This is a genomic window from Exiguobacterium sp. UBA5002 (assembly GCF_002396765.1).
Taxonomy (GTDB): Bacteria; Bacillota; Bacilli; order Exiguobacteriales; family Exiguobacteriaceae; genus Exiguobacterium_A.
The window spans coordinates 32,839-51,891 of record NZ_DGYQ01000013.1; the positions used below are offsets into that span (position 1 = coordinate 32,839).

General features: G+C 48.1%; 26 protein-coding genes and 1 pseudogene. 18 read left to right on the forward strand and 9 right to left on the reverse strand.

Features of this window, described 5'->3' with window-relative positions; all coding sequences use genetic code 11:
- Nucleotides 1-128: 128 nt before the first annotated feature.
- A complete protein-coding gene (locus B4C70_RS02275) occupies nt 129-566 on the forward strand; it encodes a GNAT family N-acetyltransferase (RefSeq protein WP_290776783.1) in 438 nt (145 codons plus the stop codon).
- On the opposite strand, the gene B4C70_RS02280 is transcribed toward B4C70_RS02275, so the two are convergent.
- The gene (locus B4C70_RS02280) at nt 558-941 is read right to left on the reverse strand and encodes a GNAT family N-acetyltransferase (protein WP_290776785.1); all 384 of its coding nucleotides are present in this window, start codon (nt 939-941) and stop codon (nt 558-560) included. The two genes, B4C70_RS02275 and B4C70_RS02280, sit on opposite strands and share 9 nt — an antisense overlap.
- A complete protein-coding gene (locus tag B4C70_RS02285; protein WP_290776786.1) occupies nt 938-1,603 on the reverse strand; it encodes an HAD family hydrolase in 666 nt (221 codons plus the stop codon). Before B4C70_RS02285 ends, B4C70_RS02280 begins: the two co-directional genes overlap by 4 nt.
- 39 nt (nt 1,604-1,642) lie before the next feature.
- Between B4C70_RS02285 and B4C70_RS02290 the strand changes: the two genes are divergently transcribed.
- Both B4C70_RS02290 and B4C70_RS02295 read left to right on the forward strand, forming a co-directional pair.
- Nucleotides 1,643-2,488 carry an alpha/beta fold hydrolase gene (locus B4C70_RS02290; RefSeq protein ID WP_214729480.1) on the forward strand — a complete coding sequence of 282 codons (846 nt, stop codon included), beginning with the start codon at nt 1,643-1,645 and terminating at the stop codon, nt 2,486-2,488.
- Nucleotides 2,485-3,174, forward strand: coding sequence for an alpha/beta fold hydrolase (locus B4C70_RS02295; protein ID WP_214729482.1), 690 nt, complete (start codon nt 2,485-2,487; stop codon nt 3,172-3,174). Before B4C70_RS02290 ends, B4C70_RS02295 begins: the two co-directional genes overlap by 4 nt.
- Here the strand turns inward: B4C70_RS02295 and B4C70_RS02300 are convergent.
- Together B4C70_RS02300 and B4C70_RS02305 are read right to left on the reverse strand one after the other, a co-directional pair.
- A complete protein-coding gene (locus B4C70_RS02300; RefSeq protein WP_214729484.1) occupies nt 3,136-4,014 on the reverse strand; it encodes a sensor domain-containing diguanylate cyclase in 879 nt (292 codons plus the stop codon). The genes B4C70_RS02295 and B4C70_RS02300 overlap by 39 nt on opposite strands.
- Before the next feature lie 124 nt (nt 4,015-4,138).
- Nucleotides 4,139-4,657 (reverse strand): DUF4256 domain-containing protein, encoded by a 519-nt coding sequence (locus tag B4C70_RS02305; protein WP_290776788.1) that lies wholly within the window; start codon nt 4,655-4,657, stop codon nt 4,139-4,141.
- Nucleotides 4,658-4,852: 195 nt separating this feature from the next.
- On the opposite strand from B4C70_RS02305, the gene B4C70_RS02310 reads away from it, so the two are divergent.
- The 3 genes from B4C70_RS02310 to B4C70_RS02320 all read left to right on the forward strand — a co-directional run bounded on the left by B4C70_RS02310 (nt 4,853) and on the right by B4C70_RS02320 (nt 7,074).
- Complete coding sequence (locus tag B4C70_RS02310) at nt 4,853-5,245, forward strand: hypothetical protein (protein ID WP_290750545.1); 393 nt, start codon at nt 4,853-4,855, stop codon at nt 5,243-5,245.
- Between the two features lie 107 nt (nt 5,246-5,352).
- Complete coding sequence (locus tag B4C70_RS02315) at nt 5,353-6,042, forward strand: ABC transporter ATP-binding protein (RefSeq protein ID WP_290776789.1); 690 nt, start codon at nt 5,353-5,355, stop codon at nt 6,040-6,042.
- A gap of 63 nt (nt 6,043-6,105) precedes the next feature.
- Nucleotides 6,106-7,074 carry an LLM class flavin-dependent oxidoreductase gene (locus B4C70_RS02320; RefSeq protein ID WP_290776799.1) on the forward strand — a complete coding sequence of 323 codons (969 nt, stop codon included), beginning with the start codon at nt 6,106-6,108 and terminating at the stop codon, nt 7,072-7,074.
- Between the two features lie 57 nt (nt 7,075-7,131).
- Here B4C70_RS02320 and B4C70_RS02325 read toward each other — a convergent pair whose 3' ends face one another.
- On the reverse strand, nt 7,132-7,860 hold the full coding sequence (locus B4C70_RS02325; protein WP_035407846.1) for an SDR family oxidoreductase: 729 nt from the start codon (nt 7,858-7,860) through the stop codon (nt 7,132-7,134).
- A gap of 85 nt (nt 7,861-7,945) precedes the next feature.
- Between B4C70_RS02325 and B4C70_RS02330 the strand changes: the two genes are divergently transcribed.
- The 8 genes and pseudogenes from B4C70_RS02330 to B4C70_RS02365 all read left to right on the forward strand — a co-directional run bounded on the left by B4C70_RS02330 (nt 7,946) and on the right by B4C70_RS02365 (nt 13,964).
- Complete coding sequence (locus B4C70_RS02330) at nt 7,946-8,395, forward strand: hypothetical protein (protein WP_290776800.1); 450 nt, start codon at nt 7,946-7,948, stop codon at nt 8,393-8,395.
- 284 nt (nt 8,396-8,679) lie between these two features.
- On the forward strand, nt 8,680-9,222 hold the full coding sequence (gene amaP / locus B4C70_RS02335) for an alkaline shock response membrane anchor protein AmaP (RefSeq protein WP_290776801.1): 543 nt from the start codon (nt 8,680-8,682) through the stop codon (nt 9,220-9,222).
- 15 nt (nt 9,223-9,237) lie between these two features.
- Nucleotides 9,238-9,444 (forward strand): DUF2273 domain-containing protein, encoded by a 207-nt coding sequence (locus B4C70_RS02340; RefSeq protein WP_035407857.1) that lies wholly within the window; start codon nt 9,238-9,240, stop codon nt 9,442-9,444.
- Between the two features lie 42 nt (nt 9,445-9,486).
- On the forward strand, nt 9,487-9,924 hold the full coding sequence (locus B4C70_RS02345) for an Asp23/Gls24 family envelope stress response protein (protein ID WP_035407860.1): 438 nt from the start codon (nt 9,487-9,489) through the stop codon (nt 9,922-9,924).
- Nucleotides 9,925-10,059: 135 nt separating this feature from the next.
- Nucleotides 10,060-10,398: a hypothetical protein gene (locus B4C70_RS02350; protein ID WP_214729498.1), complete on the forward strand. Its 339-nt coding sequence runs from the start codon at nt 10,060-10,062 to the stop codon at nt 10,396-10,398.
- 107 nt (nt 10,399-10,505) lie between these two features.
- A pseudogene (locus tag B4C70_RS02355) lies at nt 10,506-11,260 on the forward strand (SDR family oxidoreductase).
- A gap of 115 nt (nt 11,261-11,375) precedes the next feature.
- Nucleotides 11,376-12,290, forward strand: a complete 915-nt coding sequence (locus B4C70_RS02360) for a methyl-accepting chemotaxis protein (protein ID WP_349678010.1) — start codon at nt 11,376-11,378, stop codon at nt 12,288-12,290.
- Nucleotides 12,291-12,674: 384 nt separating this feature from the next.
- Nucleotides 12,675-13,964, forward strand: a complete 1,290-nt coding sequence (locus B4C70_RS02365) for an MATE family efflux transporter (protein ID WP_290776804.1) — start codon at nt 12,675-12,677, stop codon at nt 13,962-13,964.
- 40 nt (nt 13,965-14,004) lie between these two features.
- Here B4C70_RS02365 and B4C70_RS02370 read toward each other — a convergent pair whose 3' ends face one another.
- Nucleotides 14,005-14,604 carry a TetR/AcrR family transcriptional regulator gene (locus B4C70_RS02370; protein WP_290776806.1) on the reverse strand — a complete coding sequence of 200 codons (600 nt, stop codon included), beginning with the start codon at nt 14,602-14,604 and terminating at the stop codon, nt 14,005-14,007.
- Nucleotides 14,605-14,713: 109 nt separating this feature from the next.
- Between B4C70_RS02370 and B4C70_RS02375 the strand changes: the two genes are divergently transcribed.
- Nucleotides 14,714-15,241, forward strand: coding sequence for a hypothetical protein (locus B4C70_RS02375; RefSeq protein WP_290776808.1), 528 nt, complete (start codon nt 14,714-14,716; stop codon nt 15,239-15,241).
- A gap of 16 nt (nt 15,242-15,257) precedes the next feature.
- Here B4C70_RS02375 and B4C70_RS02380 read toward each other — a convergent pair whose 3' ends face one another.
- The gene (locus B4C70_RS02380; RefSeq protein ID WP_290758543.1) at nt 15,258-15,641 is read right to left on the reverse strand and encodes a hypothetical protein; all 384 of its coding nucleotides are present in this window, start codon (nt 15,639-15,641) and stop codon (nt 15,258-15,260) included.
- A gap of 145 nt (nt 15,642-15,786) precedes the next feature.
- Between B4C70_RS02380 and B4C70_RS02385 the strand changes: the two genes are divergently transcribed.
- Nucleotides 15,787-16,194 (forward strand): hypothetical protein, encoded by a 408-nt coding sequence (locus tag B4C70_RS02385; protein WP_290776810.1) that lies wholly within the window; start codon nt 15,787-15,789, stop codon nt 16,192-16,194.
- 26 nt (nt 16,195-16,220) lie between these two features.
- On the opposite strand, the gene B4C70_RS02390 is transcribed toward B4C70_RS02385, so the two are convergent.
- Nucleotides 16,221-16,790 carry a recombinase family protein gene (locus tag B4C70_RS02390; protein WP_290776812.1) on the reverse strand — a complete coding sequence of 190 codons (570 nt, stop codon included), beginning with the start codon at nt 16,788-16,790 and terminating at the stop codon, nt 16,221-16,223.
- Nucleotides 16,791-16,989: 199 nt separating this feature from the next.
- Here B4C70_RS02390 and B4C70_RS02395 point away from each other — a divergent pair, with 199 nt between their 5' ends.
- Together B4C70_RS02395 and B4C70_RS02400 are read left to right on the forward strand one after the other, a co-directional pair.
- The gene (locus B4C70_RS02395; protein ID WP_214728684.1) at nt 16,990-17,463 is read left to right on the forward strand and encodes a hypothetical protein; all 474 of its coding nucleotides are present in this window, start codon (nt 16,990-16,992) and stop codon (nt 17,461-17,463) included.
- 10 nt (nt 17,464-17,473) lie between these two features.
- Nucleotides 17,474-18,175: a nucleotidyltransferase domain-containing protein gene (locus B4C70_RS02400; protein WP_290776815.1), complete on the forward strand. Its 702-nt coding sequence runs from the start codon at nt 17,474-17,476 to the stop codon at nt 18,173-18,175.
- 67 nt (nt 18,176-18,242) lie between these two features.
- Here the strand turns inward: B4C70_RS02400 and B4C70_RS02405 are convergent, their stop codons facing one another.
- Complete coding sequence (locus B4C70_RS02405; RefSeq protein WP_290776817.1) at nt 18,243-19,028, reverse strand: pentapeptide repeat-containing protein; 786 nt, start codon at nt 19,026-19,028, stop codon at nt 18,243-18,245.
- Nucleotides 19,029-19,053: the final 25 nt, after the last annotated feature.

The window sequence follows — 19,053 nt, forward strand, 5'->3', positions numbered from 1 at the left end:
TTGATGCGTTTACCGTCTATCAAATCAAGGATGATCCGGTATCTGAGCACGTGCTGGTCGTCGGTGAGGAAGAGGGTCGAGAACGGGTGATGATTCTGTCGCCCACACGATAATGGGGGGAGAGAAATATGACCATCCGGTCTTGGACAACAGACGATCTACCACAATTGGTCGGATTGATGACGCAGCTTGGTTATCCGGCAAGCGAGGACGTCTTACGCGAACGATTTTCGCGGGTCACCCGTCATCCGGATTATGAATTGCTTGTGTTAGAAGACGACGATATTCTTCTCGGCTGCGTCGGTCTGTTTCAGGCGCAAGCGTTCGAGCATGATACGACCTATGTCCGAATCGTCGCGTTTGTCGTCAACGCGAAATATCGTCGGCAGGGAATTGGACGCCGTTTGATCCGAGCAGCGGAAGACTGGGCACACGAAAGAGGAGCAACTGCCGTTTTACTGAACAGTGGTAATCGACCAGAACGCGAAGCAGCCCATCACTTTTATCAAGCGATGGGCTACAGCGTGACGAGCACAAGTTATTCGAAATCACTCGCTTCATCGTGATTTACGGAAACCATGGAAAGCACGAAATCCTTGTTGTTCATAAAAGGAAGCAGCTTGACGGGTTGCCAGGAGATCGATCCGCGTCGGATAGGTGAGTTGCAAGTGATCGAGCAACTGTTGCCCATACCCACGCTTGCGTGCGTCTCGGCTGACGAGGAGCTCACAGACGAACGTCGTCACTGAACCGTCCGTTAAAGCGCGGACATAGGCAAGGATTTCTCCGTCAGACTCAAGGACGAAAGCGGCATTTGCATTCATCCACGCGTTGCGGGTCCGCTCTTGATCAGCGACGAGATCCTGCCATCCTTCTAATGCGTTCAATCGATGAATCTGCTCAAAATCGTCAGGTTGGAAACGGCGAATCTGTTCCGTCATGGCTGGTTCTCCTTTCGTATCAAGTCTTGGAGTGGGGCAGGTAACTGGCGCCAGTCCGAAAATTGCGTGTCAGTCAATGGAACATCGCCTGTGCGCTTCCAAAGCGCCTGCATGCCGAGGGCGCGTGCCGGTAAGATGTCGTGGTCGTAATTGTCGCCAACATAAAGGACTTTGTCCGGGCGAACACCTAAACGATCCGTTAAGCGAAGGAAAAATGTCGGATCCGGTTTACGAACGCCTTCTTGTTCCGAGATCCCGATCTGCGTAAAGGAGGGAGACAGTCCGATGGCGTCACAGACGGCACGTTGGAACGTCGTCCGACCGTTCGACAGTAAGCCGATGGGTAGCTCAGGCGATAATTGCGCAAAAAAGGTGTCGACTCCCGGAAAGCTCCGTGCGAAGAACGGATAACGCGTCACGTAGTCGTGTAGCAGTACTTCAACAGAAAGCGACAATTCGAAGCGACGAATCATTTCCGTATAGACGACGTCCTTCCAGACGCGTCCTTCTTGATCAAGCAATAAGAACGTCGTGATGTAGTCGTCGATCGGAACATGCGCAACTTCACGAAAACGTTGATGCTGATCCCGAAGGAAATAGGGAAGAGAACCGGACCGGTCATGTAACGTCTCGTCTAAATCAAACAATAAAGCACGAATCAAGGTAAACACCATCTTTCAAAGTATAAAGGAGTGATTATAATGGAACGAATTATGCAACATCAGGGAAAACAAGTGACGTATTATGACGACGGTTCGACAGGTCGACCGTTGTTAGTGTTACCCTCGCTCGGTGGGACGTATCAGGACTGGGCGGACATTCTGACGAAACTGACACCGGACTACCGCGTCGTCAGCTTTCATCCACACGAATGGTCGGACGATTACATCGACGGGACGACCGGCATCTTACGGCAAATCAATCAGTTTCTTAACGCGACGAATATCACGACTCCGGTCACACTCGTCGGACATTCCTACGGCGGTCTCGTCGCACAAGCTTTCGCTTTACATTATCCGAAACGTGTCGCCGGTCTCGTCCTTGTCGAGGCGACGTCCGTTGACTTAGCAGAACTCGATCAGCTCGATACACCGACGCTCGACCGAGAAGGGGATGACGCGGTCTGGATCGACCGGTTCGCGGAACTATCAAAAGCAACTGATTTACGTGACCGTTTCCCGGACGGGGATGACCGTACGGATTGGAACCCGGCGTATTACCGGGCGATGCATGCGATCATTTCAAAGTGGAAGAGTGATGCGAAGGCGCTTCAACCACTCATGCGTGACCTTGGGTTCCCGATGACCGTTCTCGGTCGGGATAAAACGAACTCAATCCAGACGATGATAGCAGCCGGTTTTCCGGAAGATGAACTCGAACGAATGGAAATTAAATGGCAGGAATTAATACGGCGACAGGCGAATCTATCCTATCAGGCGAACGTGACGTTCGTTCCGGGTACATCACACCAGATGCATCGCGATCGTCCGGACGTCGTCGCAAGCGCGATTTTGACACTACATCAATTTAAGGAGTTTACCGTATGACACGTATGTATGTACTACATGGTTTAATGGGGACGGCAGCGACACACTTCGCGCCACAACTATCCGCTTTAGCGGATGATTTTACGTTCATTCCGATTGATCTGCCTGGTCACGGAATGACGACGGAGCCGGCAACGGACGATTACTTATCACAAGCAACACGTGCCATCCGCGAACGGATGGCACAGGAAGGTCCAGGATGGATTCTCGGGTTGTCGCTCGGCGCGACGCTTGCGATGCAACTGGCGCTCGACCCACCGGACGAACTCGAAGGTGTATGTATCACGGGTTTTTCACCATTCATTCCTAAAGCGATGGAACCGCTGATGCGCGAACAACGGGAGTTTTTCCTTAACCTCGAACAGCAGGCACCGGAGATTGCCGACCAATTCGAGCAGTTGCATGGTCCTGCCTGGAAAACGACGGCGCGGGCAGTTCTCGATTTGATGACGTTCCGTTTCCCGGCACTGACGGAAACGATGCTGCAGTCGATCACCTTGCCGGTCATCATCCTAAATGGAACGAATGAAACATACGAAGTCGACGCAACCGCGTTCGTTGCGGAACATGTGCCGAACATCATCGTCTTACCAGTCGAGGGAGCGGGGCATACGGCGAATCTCGATCAACCAGAACGCTTCAACGCCTTATTGCTTCAAGCGCATCAATCCATGCTGACGACTTAAGCGATCATTCATCTTTTCTTGATACATCCGTGCATCTGCCTCATGCAGGACGTCGTCGATCCGGCGTCCTGTTGTCGAATGAACGGCACCGATCGCGAGTCCAATCTCGTGCGTCGCGAACGTCGAGCGGACGTGTTCGACGAATGCCTCAAACGTGTCAATCGACGGACTATCGTCGATCAAGACGAATTCATCACCACCGATCCGGTAACCATGATCTGTTAAGCGGCGGATGCAAAGTCCTGTTTGTTCAAGCAAGGCGTCACCGACCGCGTGACCGAATCGGTCGTTAAGCTCCTTTAGTTCATTCAAGTCAAGCAGAATCAATCCATACGTCATCTTCTCTTGATCGAGATCGCGGACAGCCTCGTTGAAGGCATGGCGATTCCCAAGCCGTGTCAAGGCATCGATACGGTATTGATCGAGCAGTGCCTGTTGTGATTTCAACTGCTCGTCAATGTTACGGATCACCCCTTGGATGGCAACAATCTGTCCGTTTTCGCAAATTGGTGTCGCATATTCTTCGAACCAGACGTACGTCCCGTCATTTGTCCGCCAGCGTTGCCGGAACGGTTGATCGTAGTCACAGTCGCCCGAAATCTTCGACATCAAGACTTCGATGTCTTCCGGATGAATCCTTGCAAAACACTGATCCGGATCCATATAGCTGGCTGCTGCCACTCCCTTGCCGATATGGTCATCGAGGGACGGACTGATATATCGGAATCGATATTCCGGATGGACTTCAAACACATAGAAGATATCTTTACATAACGCAATTGTATCCGGTTGTTGCTGGTGGAATAACCGGAAACTGAGCAACATTAAAAGACTACCCATAATCAATCCCAATACAAATATGACGTCCACCTCCTGTACTCAACGTCCATCATATCACGATTGGGTATTATTCCCTATTATTGTAAAAAACCGCTACGTTTGGACTACGAAGCGGTTTTTTGGCTTATTCCAATTCAAGTAAAACACGAAATCCGCGGCTCGCATAATAGGAGTCCACTCCGTTGTGATAGATGAATGTCGTCTCATAACGACGATCTCCAAACAAAGCGCCACCTTTTTGACGAATCACGTCTGGTGTTGCGAGCCAACTGGAGGTCTTTTCGTCAAACGAAAACTGTGTCTGAAGTTTTTGATATTGTTCTGGTGTCAACAGGTCGAGTTCGAGTGCTTCAATCATTGACTCGACGCTAGCTCCGGGCGCATTTTTCTTTCGACCGAGTCGAGCGACTTCGTCAAAACAAACGCTTCGTCGACCAGCTGGACTCTCTTTGACCGTATCGATGATGACGAATCGTCCATCAAGGTTTACGATATTCGGTTCTCCTCCTGTTTGTTCCATCCAAGCGAGTGCTGCTCGTTTTGAAGGTGTCAGGCGTGACTCGACCTCCATAAACGAAAGACCATCGTGGTAATCAGGTGTAGCTTCAAAGAGATCACGAAACACCGTTAATTGTTCATCCATCGATAAAACCTCACTTTCATATTCTCTTTTTTCATTATTCTATGAATTCGCTCTCATTGCAATCGTACATAGACTGAATAAGTCAATCTGAAGATAATTGACAAATGAAATCGAACTACCTACACTAATTGTACATATTTGGTTTCTGTCACGATCGCGTGTACAGGAATAACATTCAGGAGAGGAGCCAACCGTATGCGCTGGATCAGTTATGCGGCTGTCGTGACGATTCTTTCGTTCTTAGCGTTCACGGCGTATTCGTTCCTGACAACGATTGATTTTGAGATCGTCTATCAGTTCGGGACGTTTGCGATGACGTTATCCTATTTTATCTTTGGGTTACCGATGTTATGGATTGTCCGACATTATCCATTGACCCTTCGGTTGCTTATCTACGTGACGACGAGTAGCGTCGTCCTGTTTTTGTTCATTGGTCTATATGAAGTGTGGCACGAAGCATCGCTGTCTCCACTACCACCAATCGGTAGCATGATTCAGTTCACGACTCTTGCATGTATATTGTTCGTCTTACCGTATGAGATCGTCTATCGTAAAAATTTCGTTTCTATTCAACCAAGAGTTTCCTGACAGTATTCTTGTTCCGTAAGAGTACTGTTTCTTTATTTCCTTTCATTTAGAAGGAATTACCAATCTATTCTTGAATAGTAGTTATCAAGAATAATGGAGGGGTACATATGGAAGGAACATTTCAATGCAAACAGATGGCAAAATCATTTGCAGGAGACGGTGTCGAGACACAAGCGTTACAAGACATCGACGTGACACTTGAGGCGGGCGATTTCATTTCGATCATCGGACCTTCGGGATCTGGAAAATCAACGTTACTCAGTCTAATCGGCACGCTCGATCGACCGACGAGCGGGGAGTTGCATTATGACGGGAAACCAATCAACAAATTGAACAGTAAAGAATTATCCGACTTTCGCTTCGAAAACATCGGCTTCATCTTCCAGCAGTTTCATTTGATTCCGACGCTGACGGCGCTTGAAAATGTCATGGCGCCACTGTTCGGTCGGAAAGTACCGTATGATAAAAAAGAACGCGCCGAGCAGTTACTCGCGCAAGTCGGTCTCGCCGATAAAGCAGGCAGTTTGCCGTCGCAACTTTCCGGTGGACAACAACAACGGGTCGCCGTTGCCCGAGCACTCGTTCATGAACCGAAATGGTTGCTTGCCGATGAGCCAACAGGGAACCTCGATACAGATACTGGAGAAATCATCTTCAATCTTTTACGGTCATTAAACGAAGAGAAAGGGTGTGGCGTCTTGTTTGTCACCCACGACCCGGCACTTGCGGAACGAGCGAATCGAACGATCGAGATGCGAGACGGCGTTATTATCGAAGATCGTCTCGTCCGTGTCTGAGCCTCGTTTTTGAACTCCGTTCCTCCACCCTTTACACTTAAGAGGGTAGAGGAGGAATGCGTGATGCGACTAGGAATACTGGATCAAGTACCATTGCATGAGGATGATACGGTCGAAGCGACGATGGAAGCGACGGAACGACTCGTCTTAGAAGCCGAGCGACTCGGTTACGAACGGTACTGGTTCGCAGAACACCATAATACGAACGGTTTGCTCAGTGCATCACCGGAGTTGTTCATTGCCCGAATGGGTGCGCAGACTTCAAAAATCAAACTTGGTTCAGGTGGAGTGTTGTTACCGCAATATCATCCGCTAAAAGTGGCCGAGAGTTTTGCAACACTCGACGCCTTTTATCCGGGACGGATCGAACTTGGGATCGGCAATTCTCCGGGTGGAAGTGAGCGGACACGACTTGCTTTAACAGATGGTGAAAAAAATCGAGCAGCTGAGTTTAGTCGACTCGTTCAGGAAACGGCTGGATTCTTGACAGATAGTCTATCGAATCGACACCCGTACCGGATCGTCAAGACGACACCGCGTGATCGGCAAGCGTCTCCGATCTCAATCCTTGGTCTGTCGCCACGTAGTGCGCAAATTGCTGCAGAACAAGACCGTGGTCTCGTTTTTGGTCACTTCATCAATCCGGATCGTTGGGAAGAGACACTTTCCACTTATCGTGAGGCAGGAGGAACAGACGTCATCGTCTGCGTTTTCGTCATCTGTGCCCCGACGCAAGAAGAAGCAGAACGTCTCGCTCGAACTCAAGATGCCTGGATTCAAGGCGTTCGACTCGGCAATTCAATCGTTCCGTCGTTTGCCTCGACTGAAGCAAAAATCTGGAATGACATTCAAGCGGAACGGGTCCGTAAAGATCGACGGCGAGCGATTGTCGGTACACCGGACGTTGTTGCGCAGGAGCTTGAAGCATTAGCAACGCGTTATCAAACAGATCAGTTTTTACTCATCAACAATGCCTTTGATCAAGAAAAGCGATTGCAGTCGTACCAGCTCATCGCGGAGCGACTTCTTTAAACAGAACAGGACCCCTCAATAGCTGTTTTGCTAATGAGGGGTCCTGTATACATTCAATTAACGTTGCGCTGTCGGACGAATTAAGATCTCGTTGACCGCGACATCTTCTGGTTCGTTGACAGCATATGCGATAGCACGCGCAATCGCGCTCGCATCAATGGCTTTCAAGTCACCAATTCCTTGTTTGATCTCTTCATCCGAGATATGGTCCTTCAATTCCGTATCGACCGCTCCCGGTGAGATGATTGTTGCACGGATGTGATTGTCGACCGATTCTTCCTTACGAAGACCTTCCGTGATGGCGCGCACCGCGAATTTCGTACCGCTGTAGACGGCGCTCGACGGCATGACTTCATGACCGGCGACAGAAGAGATGTTGATGACATGTCCGCTTTTTTGTTCGCGCATATACGGCAGGACTGCTCCGATTCCATGGAGGACGCCTTTAATGTTGACATCGACCATCGTGTTCCATTCGTCCTGCTGATTCTTATGGAGGTGCGATAGTGGCATTAATCCAGCGTTGTTGACGATGACATCAACAGAACCAAACTTGTCTTTCGCAAGTTTTGCGAGCGCATCAACTTGCTCACGATCGGTAACATCCGTCACTTGATAAACGGCTTGACCACCTTCAGCTTCAACCGCTTTGACAAGCTCTTGCAAACGATCTTCCCGACGTGCAGCAAGAACGAGTTTTGCTCCTTGTTTCGCAAGCTCTTTCGCGGTTGCTTCCCCGATACCGCTTGATGCCCCTGTAATGATGACGACTTTATCTTGAATCATCTGAACTCCTCCTTCTGAATAACGTACTCCTTGAGAGATATTGCCTCTTTTGTTGATTTAAAAACATCACGTAGGAGGTTTGTCTATGAAACGTTTTTTATTTATTGGATTGATTGTGATTGCGATTGCAGTCGGATGGTTTTTTTCACGTGATCCATTTCGACATCAACCACCAGAACCTACCGTGACAATCGAAAACCGTGAAGTAAAGGTATATAGAGGTACCTATAGTTGGTCAGGCATCTTTCGCGGAGAAACAGCTGATGCAAAGGCCGAAGCCGTCGATTTAGTAAAAGGTGATTCGAGTACGCGAGCCAATCCTGAAGATCGATTGACGATTCGTTTTGAAGACGGACCAGCTCCGAAGTCCGTCGCGATTGTCTTATGGTCGGTCAAAGATCATAAAAAGATGAAAACATATAAGAAGATTGAGCGGATTACCGTTCCTTCGACTCCCGGAAAGTATGTCTATCAGATTAAAGCCGATTGGAAAGAAGGTAATGGCGATTTTGCCTTTCCAATTGATGTGAAGTGAATAACGGGACAAAAACATATTGACAGGATATATGTTTAATGGTAAATGATTCGAATGCTGACCTCTTTTTAAGTGGAAAGAGGTCTTTTGCGTGAAATATAGTAAATAAGGCACTAGTTTTGATTAATTTAGTCTGAATAATCAGAATATATGAACATTTGAACGAAAGTGTATTTAAATGTTTCGGGTTCTAATGAACGGGAATAAACACACCATACACATAATATTTCATGTGTTGAATCACCTAGGTGAAAGAAGTCAATAATCGTAAAGGAGAGGTGCAGATGAATGGGTTCAATCGATTCTTACTCATCATCATAGGCATACTCGGACTAATCAGTGTCGGGCTGCTTGTGCTCGGTGTGTATGATGTTCCACGGCTTAGTTCGCTAATCGAGCAGTGGCAGGATCAGCAATGGTATAGCTATACCGTTCTATCCATTGGAGGATTTTTAGCATTCGTATTCGTCATTCTATTATTCACAGGATTATTTAGCCGCTCGAAAGGTCAACGACTGTTGATTCAAACGGGTGACGGAACGATTACGATTTCGAAGGAGACGATCGAACGGACGGCTTTAGAGTCGATTCGTGGAATCCGTGGTGTACGGACACCGCGTGTCCATGCCGATATTCATTCGAAAAAAGAAACGGTCGCTTTAAAAGTCGACTGCTCGGTCTTTGGACAAGATGGGTTACCGACGATTGCGAAGGAAATTCAAGAACGAGCTAAACAAGCTGTCGAATCCTTACTTGAGTTGCCAGTAACGAGTACGAAAGTCACGATCAGTGACACGAAAACGAAAACATCGGAACGTGTCGTCTAAAGGAGGAGAGGGAACATGAAGACAAGAGAAGCACTCTATCCGTATCGGTTCCGACTGATCGGAGGACTTGCCGGTCTAATCCTCGCCATCTTATTCCTGACGATTGGCTTTGGTCCGACAATCCTTATCGTTGCCTTCGCAGCAATTGGATTTTTAATTGGAAAATGGCGCGATGGTGCACTCGACATTGAAGGGTGGATTCAGTTCTTTCAACGGGACTGATTCATATATAACTTACTAAACATTTAAAAGGAGAGATTTCAAATGGCAAACGAAGTAAACCCAACAACTGAAAACGAAGTGGTACGCGAGAATAAATTGACATTCGAAGATCAAGTCATCAAAAAAATTGCTGGGATCGCGTCGAACGAAGTGACAGGCATCTTGTCAATGAGTGGTGGATTCATGAGTGGACTGACGGATCGTCTCCGGAGCACGGAAGACATCACAAAAGGAATTGGTGCCGAAGTGGGAGAACGTCAAGTTGCACTCGATTTGAAAGTCATCGTCGAATACGGTAAAAATATTCCGTCAATTTTCCAAGAGACAGTCGCTAAAATCAAAAAATCAATCAGTGACATGACAGGCCTTGAAGTCGTTGAAGTCAATATGCATGTCGAGGACGTCATGACACGTGCCGAGTTCGAAGCTAAAAATAAATCGAACAACGAACAAGAAGAAAAAAGCCGCGAACTGCAATAAGCAAGTCGAAAGACCCGACAAACTCGTCGGGTCTTTTTTCATGTATTCATCAAATAACGTAATTCTCAAAAGTAGCGGTTAGATGGGGTACGATAGATATAAGAATGATCATTTATTTAAGGAGGCATCACATCTTTGAATCAAAACGATTCGTATTATATGTGTCCCGTATGTGGATGGAATAAACTCGAAAATCCGCCATATTATGAACACTTTGCGGGGAGTAACGAAATTTGTCCATGTTGTGGTTTCGAGTTCGGTGTGGATGATTTCGACTGCGCGGAAATAGACATGGAACAGTTGTCAGATGAAGAAATCGTTAGACAAGCACATGCAATCTATCTACAAAACTGGATTGATAGTCACTTTAGATTATTTGATCCAAGTATATTCCAAGCATCGTTGAAAATCGGACAGCGACTACGTGCTGAAGTCGCGATGAACCAATTACAACGAACTAGCTATAGGACCTGACGAAACTCGTCGGGTCTTTTTTTCATGGAATCGACATGACGTTTGATACATTTGATGATGAGAACGGGAATAGATTAGTATCACGATAGACGAAAGGATGATTCACGATGCGACTAACAGGAAAAACGATCATCGTCACCGAAGCCGGCTCAGGAATGGGTGAAGCCATGGCAAAAGTGTTTGCACAAGAAGGCGCACGAATCGTCGCAGCATTCGGTTGGAAACCGTTGAACGGGTCGTCTCTGACATCAAGGAAGCGGGCGGAGAAGCGATGGCTGTTGCGAGTGATATCGCACAACAAAAGGCAGCAGGACAACTCATCAAACAAGCAATCGACGCTTTCGGTAAACTGGACGTTCTCGTCAATAATGCCGGGATCATGGACGGGATGGAGGGCGTGGCAGACATCTCAGATGAACGTTGGGATCATATCCTTACAGTCAATACGACAGGAACGATGCGTCTGATGCGCGAAGTGGTCAAACACTTTAAAGAAGTCGGAGGTGGCGTGATTCTGAATAACATCTCGATTGGCGGTCTGAATGGTGCCCGAGCAGGAGCAGCCTATACGGCTTCCAAACATGCCGTCATCGGTCTGACGAAGAATACCGCCTTCTTTTATGCCGGAGATGGTATTCGCTGTAACGGAATCGCACCTGGCGCTGTCGAGACGAACATCGGACAATCGATGTCGAATCTGAATGAATTCAGGATGGGGCGCGCGATGCTTGGCATGGGTCTCAATCCACGATCCGGTCAGCCGAATGAAATCGCAAATTTGGCATTGTTTCTCGTGTCCGACGAGGCGAGTTTCATCAACGGGGCAATCGTCGTCGCAGATGGGGGATGGAGTGCGTATTAAAATGAATACTTTATTTACTAGATTTTAATTTAAAATAGCAGGAACTTGTCGATATAAGGGGTAATATGACAATAGGTAAATCATGACCTCAGTTTGAATCCAGGGAGGAATCGGCATGTCGATGCATGAGCAAGTAACACAGGTCACCGACACACAAGTCATCCGGGCAATCGAACAAAATCTAGCCATCATTCGTTTTGATGATCGACGCAAAGTCGCATACGTAAATGAGTTGTTTGCCCGGACGATGGGGTACGAAGTGGAAGAGTTAATCGGTAAATACCATCGTGATCTCTGTTTTCCGGCTTTCGTTAATAGTCCAGATTACGAGTTGTTTTGGCGAAAATTGATGCAAGGCATCACGTATCAGGATAAGATTGAACGCCGGGCTGCTGACGGACAACAGAAGTGGCTCGAAGCGACATATATGCCGATTTACTCGGATGACGGACGTCGGGTCGTCGGGGTCTCGAAAATTGCATCGGACATCACGATTCGCCAGCAGGACGTTTTACGAATGGCGGCCGAACTCAACGAGACATCAGCCTTCTTGACGGTCAAATCGGAAAGTGGTCGACAAGACGGTTTGAACGTTCTTGCGACTGTCCAACAAATCGAGTCGGAATCCGTCGAGAACTTATCGAGTCTTGTCGCCTTGCGTAAAGATGCAAACTCGATCACTGACATCGTCAAGACGATCCGTGAAATTGCGGCGCAGACGAATCTACTCGCCTTGAATGCGGCCATTGAGGCAGCACGTGCTGGAGAACATGGACGTGGATTCGATGTCGTCGCGACCGAAGTCCGAAACCTGTCGAATAAAGTCTCGCATTCGATCGGAGAAATCAAGGAGAATATCGAAGGGATCGTTGAGCGGATCAAGGAGGTCTCGCACAGTATCGAACGGATTTCAAGCAAGGTAAAGGACAGTACCGATCAGCTTGAACATACGGTGAGTGAGTTCGATCAGTTGGCTGATTCTGCGAAACAACTGGAGCACCAGGCAAAACAATTCGTCGATGTCTTATGAACGAATGACACTATTTAAATAGACTTAAGAAGTCAGACCCTAGGTCCGGCTTCTTTTTATGCATTTACAAAAAAATATGGCAAACAATTAGCAATGCAATGCTGTTATAGAGGTAGAAAAAGAATACGAAAAGATCGCAAATAAAGAAAATATCACACTATTTATTTCACTTACCAAATTTATTCTTATAATTTTAAATCCGACATAAAGTTTAATCTATACAATTGGTTCATGCTACTAAAACCATAGTCTTTAGAAAAAGAGTTTGATATCCTTAGGGCTTACATACCTTGTATGTTCGAAAATTACTTTGAAGGGATGTGAACCAATGATTTTTGAACCAACTACTACATCATTTGTCTTACATATGAAGGTCCAACTAGTATGGTGAGTACTCAACCGAACCACAAAACGTTTTGGTTACTTGCCTATCCGCTCATTCTCTCAAGTATTGCGACACCGTTGCTTGGTGTGACCGATACCGTCGTCATCGGTCAATCGGGTGATCCGCGCGCGATCGGTGGCATTGCTGTTGGTGCCGTCTTCTTCAATACAATCTACTGGTTGTTCGGCTTTTTAAAAGTCAGTACGACAGGATTCAGTGCTCAGGCAAGCGGCGCGAATGACGTGCACGCCTTACGGACGTCCCTCTACCGACCGTTGTTTCTAGCAGCTTGTATCGGTCTGCTTATCCTGTTGTTCCGACAGCCGCTCGAGCAAATCGGACTGTACTTACTTGCACCACCCGTTGACTTGCTTGATGCGGTCAAAACGTATATCTCATACCGGATGATCGGCGCACCATTCGTCTTGATGGGGTATGCGTTACTCGGCTGGTTGATTGGTACCGGTCAGGTCAAGCACGCCTTGTTCGTCCAATTGTTCAGTACAGGAGTCAATGTCGTTCTCGATATCGGATTCGTCTACGGATTGGATGCCGGTGTTGCTGGAATTGCGGTTGCGACCGTCATCGCGGAGATCAGCATCGTCGTCTGTGCTCTGTACCTAATCCGTGGTCATTTGGCGATGACGCGTGATGAATGGCGTGCCTTGACGGCATGGCAGGCGTACCATCAATTCTTTCAAGTCAATCGTGACTTGTTCATTCGCACGATTTTCCTTCTACTCGTCACCGGCTGGTTCACACGTGCTGGTGGACAATTCGGACCGGATGTCCTCGCGGCCAACGCGATTCTACTACAAATCCAGTATTTGATTTCGTACTGGTTCGGTGGACTCGGTCATGCGTCAACCGTTCTCGTCGGTCGGGCGAGAGGGAATCAAGATCAGGCAGGATACCGGACGAGTGTCCGTTTGGCACGGACGTTCGGATTCTACTCGGTCGTCTTCTGGTCACTAGTGCTCCTCTTCCTTGAGACACCGCTCCTTCAATTGTTCACTTCAGAAGAGGCGATCTTAAACGCAGCGCGCGATTATTACTTCTGGATCATCATCCTACCGCTTCTCGCCGGTTGGGCGATGATTTATGAAGGCATCTTTGCCGGGCGGGTTGAAGCAACACCCGTCCGGAATTCGATGATTCAAGCAGGAATTGGTTTTGCGGTCGTCCTCCTGTTGACACCGACTTTTGAAAATCAGGGTGTCTGGGCAGCTTTTTTGACGTTCTTTTTAATCCGCTCCTTATCGTTGATCCTCGTAGAAGCGAAACAATGAATAACCCGAAGTTCCCTCATGTAGATGAAGGAACTTCGGGTTATTTGTCGTCGATCGCTAAAGGACGGACGAATAGGGCATTCAAGTGATGGACAAGGATATGACGCAATCGTTCTTTCGGGAGACGTTCTGGTCGAAACAGCGCATGAAAGGCTAATCCATCAACGAGTGCTGCGAGACGTTCGCTCTCAAGTTCGATGTCTATATCTGCTCGGAACGTACCGTCCGGAATCCGTGTCAGTAATACCAGACACATGTGGTAAATGTCGTCTGGATTCTCTGTTGATTGAGACGCATATGCAGACATCATGAATTGGAACCAGACCTGCATCTCAAGCTGATGCTCAGGTGCATACGGCAAGACTTCTAGTAAGACGTTGCATAACGTCTCTTCTGGAGTTCCTCCTCTCTCGAAAATGGTTATAATGCGTTCTTGGACCCTTTCTTGAACGAGTTGCATCGAGAAACGGAGCAATTCTTCTTGGGTCGTGAAGTAATACCGTAAGGCACCAAGGGACAGACCTGCTTCCTTGGCGATCGTCCGGACGCTAGCTTGTTCGATACCGACATTAGAAATCGTGCGCCACGTCGCTTCTGCGATGAGGTGTTTTCGTTCTTCGTGATTGACTTGTTTTGGCATACATTAAGTATATCAGCTTTTTTAGCACGAATGTATTAAAAAGACTAGTCAAGTAATGAAAGTGATGTTATCTTTATAATACAGTCGTATTAAAAAGGAGAGGATCACGATGCAACTCGTCGCTTGGGCAATCGTCTGTTGTGAAATTCTATTTTGGGTAGTCATCATCGCAGGACTGATCGTGCGTTATGGATTCAGACGAGAGAAGCTTGGTTTTCGATTGATGGCGATGTCACCCGTGATTGATATCGTCTTACTGGTCTTAACAGTGTTTGACTTAAGTCGCGGTAGCACAGCTACGCTTGCACACGGTCTCGCTGCGATCTATATCGGCGTCTCACTTGCATTTGGGAAACAAATGATTGCCTGGGCGGATGGAGTCTACCGCCGTTTTGTCCTAAAAGAGCACGTAGCAAAAGAACGCATATCGCGTGCGCGACGCGAACGCAACGGATTCTATCGGCACATCCTGGCATTCTTGATTGGAGGTGCCTTACTCGGAGCAATGATTCTCTGGCTCGGAAATACCGAACAAACCGAAAGCCTCTTGCGGACGTTACAACTGTGGGGACTCGTTCTTGTGATAGATGGCGTCATCTCGATGAGCTATACCGTTTTTCCAGCTCGCTCTAAATAAAAACGAACCTTGGCTGTCAGCGGTCGACAGTGAAGGTTCGTTCCCGAATCGTATTCGTATGTACTTCTTTCCGGGCGTCGATTGAATCCCGAATGTGGATGATGTAGCGACGTCCTTTTTTGTATCCAGTACGCGGTGGTTTGATTCGGATTTCTTTGCCGTCTAGGACTTCAATCTCCGTTTGCATCCGCTCACCATTTGAATCCGTCACGGTAACCGTACGGTTTGAGACTTGTTCCTTGCGTAGTCCTTTTGCGTATTCGATGTCGAAAGTATGATACGAGGAGATGGAGCGGGCACGTGATTTGAAGTGTGGCTCGTCCGTCCGTTCGTCGAGAGTGCAGTAGCAACCCGTGAACAAGAGGCTCGCCGAGAGGAGTATCGAAAATAGATGTTTCACGAAAACGCTCCTTTATGTATTTGGTAATTTTAGTATAAGACAAATTTTAGGTTACGACAATCCTTCTTGAGACCGAGTCGTTGACATCTATTAAAATGGAACAGGTCCATGCTATAATCGACCGAGAGAAAGGAAGCGATACACCATGCCAGTACAATCAGACCAACGTGAAATCATCGTCTCGATTCGGACGAGTTATGACTTTAAAGCCGATACCGGACGCGCAATCCGCGTCATCGAGTTTCACGGACGCCGGACGACACTGTTCGATACGTTCGAAGCGTCGTCACCAAAACGAATGATTTTGATCGAGATGATCCGCGCCGTCCAATCTTTCAAGGAACCCTTCCGCATCATCTTCAACGTCGAGTGTAACTTTGGCTTCAAGTATTTGACGGATCAGCGGAAATGGGAAAACCGGGACGTCGGGAATACGTTCCTCGACTTGATTGAACAAGGCGGTCATACGTATGAATTACGGGATTGTTCGTTCTATGAAGGCGGTAAAGCCCTCCAAAAATGGCTTGGCAACACATTAAAGCAAAATAGCTGACAAAAAAGGCTGATTCCACAATGGAGTCAGCCTTTATCCGTTGCATCGATCGTCTCGCTTTCGAGATATCGGTATAACGTACTTTTACTAATACCGGTCTGTTCTCGGATATCAGCGAGCGAATACTCTTTGCTTTGATACATTGCGATCGCGCGGCGGACATTTTCATCCGGCTTCCGGGGGCGACCGGTCTGCTTTCCTTGTTCTTTTGCTTTTGAGAGTCCGGCACGCGTCGACATGCTGATGACGTCACTTTGCAGCTGGACCAGGTGGCGTGCCGTTTCAAGAAACGACAAGGAGGCACGCTCGCTCGTCCGAATCTGTTCGCGGAGTGACCACAGCGTCGCACCGCGTGTCTCCATGTGCTCGAGCATCTCGATCAAGTGCCGCGTCGAGTCTGCTAAGATGTAGAGATGCGTGACGATGACTTCGTCTCCCGTCTGAAGTGTCTCGAGCATCTGTTCTAATTCTGTCCGTCGTTTGGCCGAATCATGCGTCTCGATGACACGTGTCGTCACATCAATCTTGTCGGCTTCCGCTTGTTGCGTAGAACAGTCTGGATCATTCGGATAGGGTCTCATGTAGAAATATTGCATGAATGGAGCTCCTCTCTGTCGATCACGATCGACGTCAGTTCTTCATCAGTATACCGTATTCTCACCTCCGTGCCGCAGAAAACCGAAAACATGCCTTTCTTCTCATGTTCGTATCGACTAATTTGTGGTAAATTGAGTGGAAGTAAGTTTCTCGGACTCATCCCGATACCATTCATTCTTTTTAAATGAGGTGCTCATCATGAACAAAGAAGATCATCAACTCGCCCGTCAGCTCTTGACGACCTATTTCATCGGCACACAGTTAGCGACGGTCCATGTCGCAGGCTACGTCACGCTCGAATTCATCAATTTGTTCGATACGACTGCGCCTGAACTACGACTTCGGATCGAGACGGATCGTCTGTTTTATGGCGATGTCGAGACGACACAGGACTGGGTCGTCCGCCATGCGACGAAGGAAGAGATGTTACACTTGATCGTCTCGCTTCACGCGGAACGGATCACGGGTGTCCGGATCGGCAAGACGGCACCACACCTATTCTTGACCTTCAGTAACGGACAAACGCTCGTCCTGAACGGGTCGGATACATATTACGAATCGTGGGCGATCGATATCGGTCTCGCGCCACACCAAGCCGACGCGACGATCGTTGCCGTACCGGGTGACGAACTAGCCGTCTTCTCCGGGATTGGCGAACAAGTTGAAGACTAAGTGGACACGCATGGAGTGGTGTGATTGGATCATGCCGCTCGTCGCGTCACGTTATCCGGATCATTGTGCCGTCTTACTTGCCGGTAGTCATACGCGAGGACAAGCGACCGTACAATCAGATGTCGATTTGATCATCTTTGAAGCAAGGCGAAGGCAGGCATACCGGGAATCGTTCATCCATGACGGTGTCCCGATCGAAGCATTCGTCCATTCCTTTGAGACGATCGCGCATTTTTTCGAGAGTGACCGGGAACGTGGTCGCCCGTCCTTGCAACGCATGATTGCTGACAGCTGGACGATCGAGGATCATCCGCGACTTGCAACTATCCGTCAGGAAGCCGTTCAACAATTGGCGGACGGACCTGTTGCGTGGACGACTTCGGAACAAGAGCGCGCACGTTATTTTTTAAGTGATATGCTCGACGACTTCGAGAGTGTGACGAACCGCGCGGAAGGTTTAGCGATTGCGTCACGTTTATATGAACAGAGCATCGAGTTCGTCCTTCGCGCCAATCGTCGCTTCATTGGACAAGGAAAGTGGGCGATACGTGCTCTTGCGGAGTTTGACGAAGACTATGCTAGTCGACACACAACGGCATTCGAGTTGTATTATCAATCGGATGATCGACGAGAAGTCGTCGCATTAGTCGATGATTATCTTGCACCATTCGGCGGGCGTTATTTTGACGGCTTTACGCTCGGGAAACGATAACAAGCAAAAGGAGGTACGCTTTCGGATCAATCGACCGAAAACGTGCCTCCTTATCGTTCGCTTCTGTTTAACGCCAATGGGACGGACGGAGTAAGCGACGCGGTAACTGCGTCGCTGCATTGCCGATTGCCGCATTGATTTGTGCCTGTGTCAAAAAGAGTGCATCCGTCAGATCGGCGTCTTTGACGTTACAGTCTCGCAAATCCGCCCCGAGAAAGTTGACTCCGCGCAGGTCACTGTGCGACAAGTTCGTCGCGAGCAACCATTGATTCTGAACACTGGCACCTGAAAAATCTCGTCCTTGTAGCTGTTTTCCGACCCAGTCGCGTGGTGTCTGGTCGCGTCTTCCGCTATACTGAGCTTGAACACGTGACGCAATCATTTCAAGGAGTGGTCGGACGGTTTGACGAACAGGTATCAAGTCAAGTCGTTCAAATTGATCGGCTGGTAATGCCGCGTACCGGGTTAGTGCGGCAAGTGTCTCATCGAGTTGATCGTGGATGTCACGCGTGACATCACGTTTCCCGTCGGTTATGTACCACATCATCTCAAACAAATGAACCATCTTCGGGAAGGCAGCATAGATCGCTTGGCGTCGCTTGGGTGCATCATCGCCTTCGAATGTCTGCTGTGACAGATGCTGTCCGGCACCAAAACAATCATAGACGGTGCAGCCTTTGTAGCCGCTATCGCGTAACCGGTCATGGATGCGACAGCTGTAATCCGCGTTAAGATTACGACACGGTGTCGCTTCCGGTTTATCATGACCAAAATCACTGGATTTCGAAAAAGCGAGTGCCGTACAACATAAACCAAAACACTTCGTACAATCAATTTGGAATGTAGGTTCCATCGTATTCACCTCCACTACTACTATA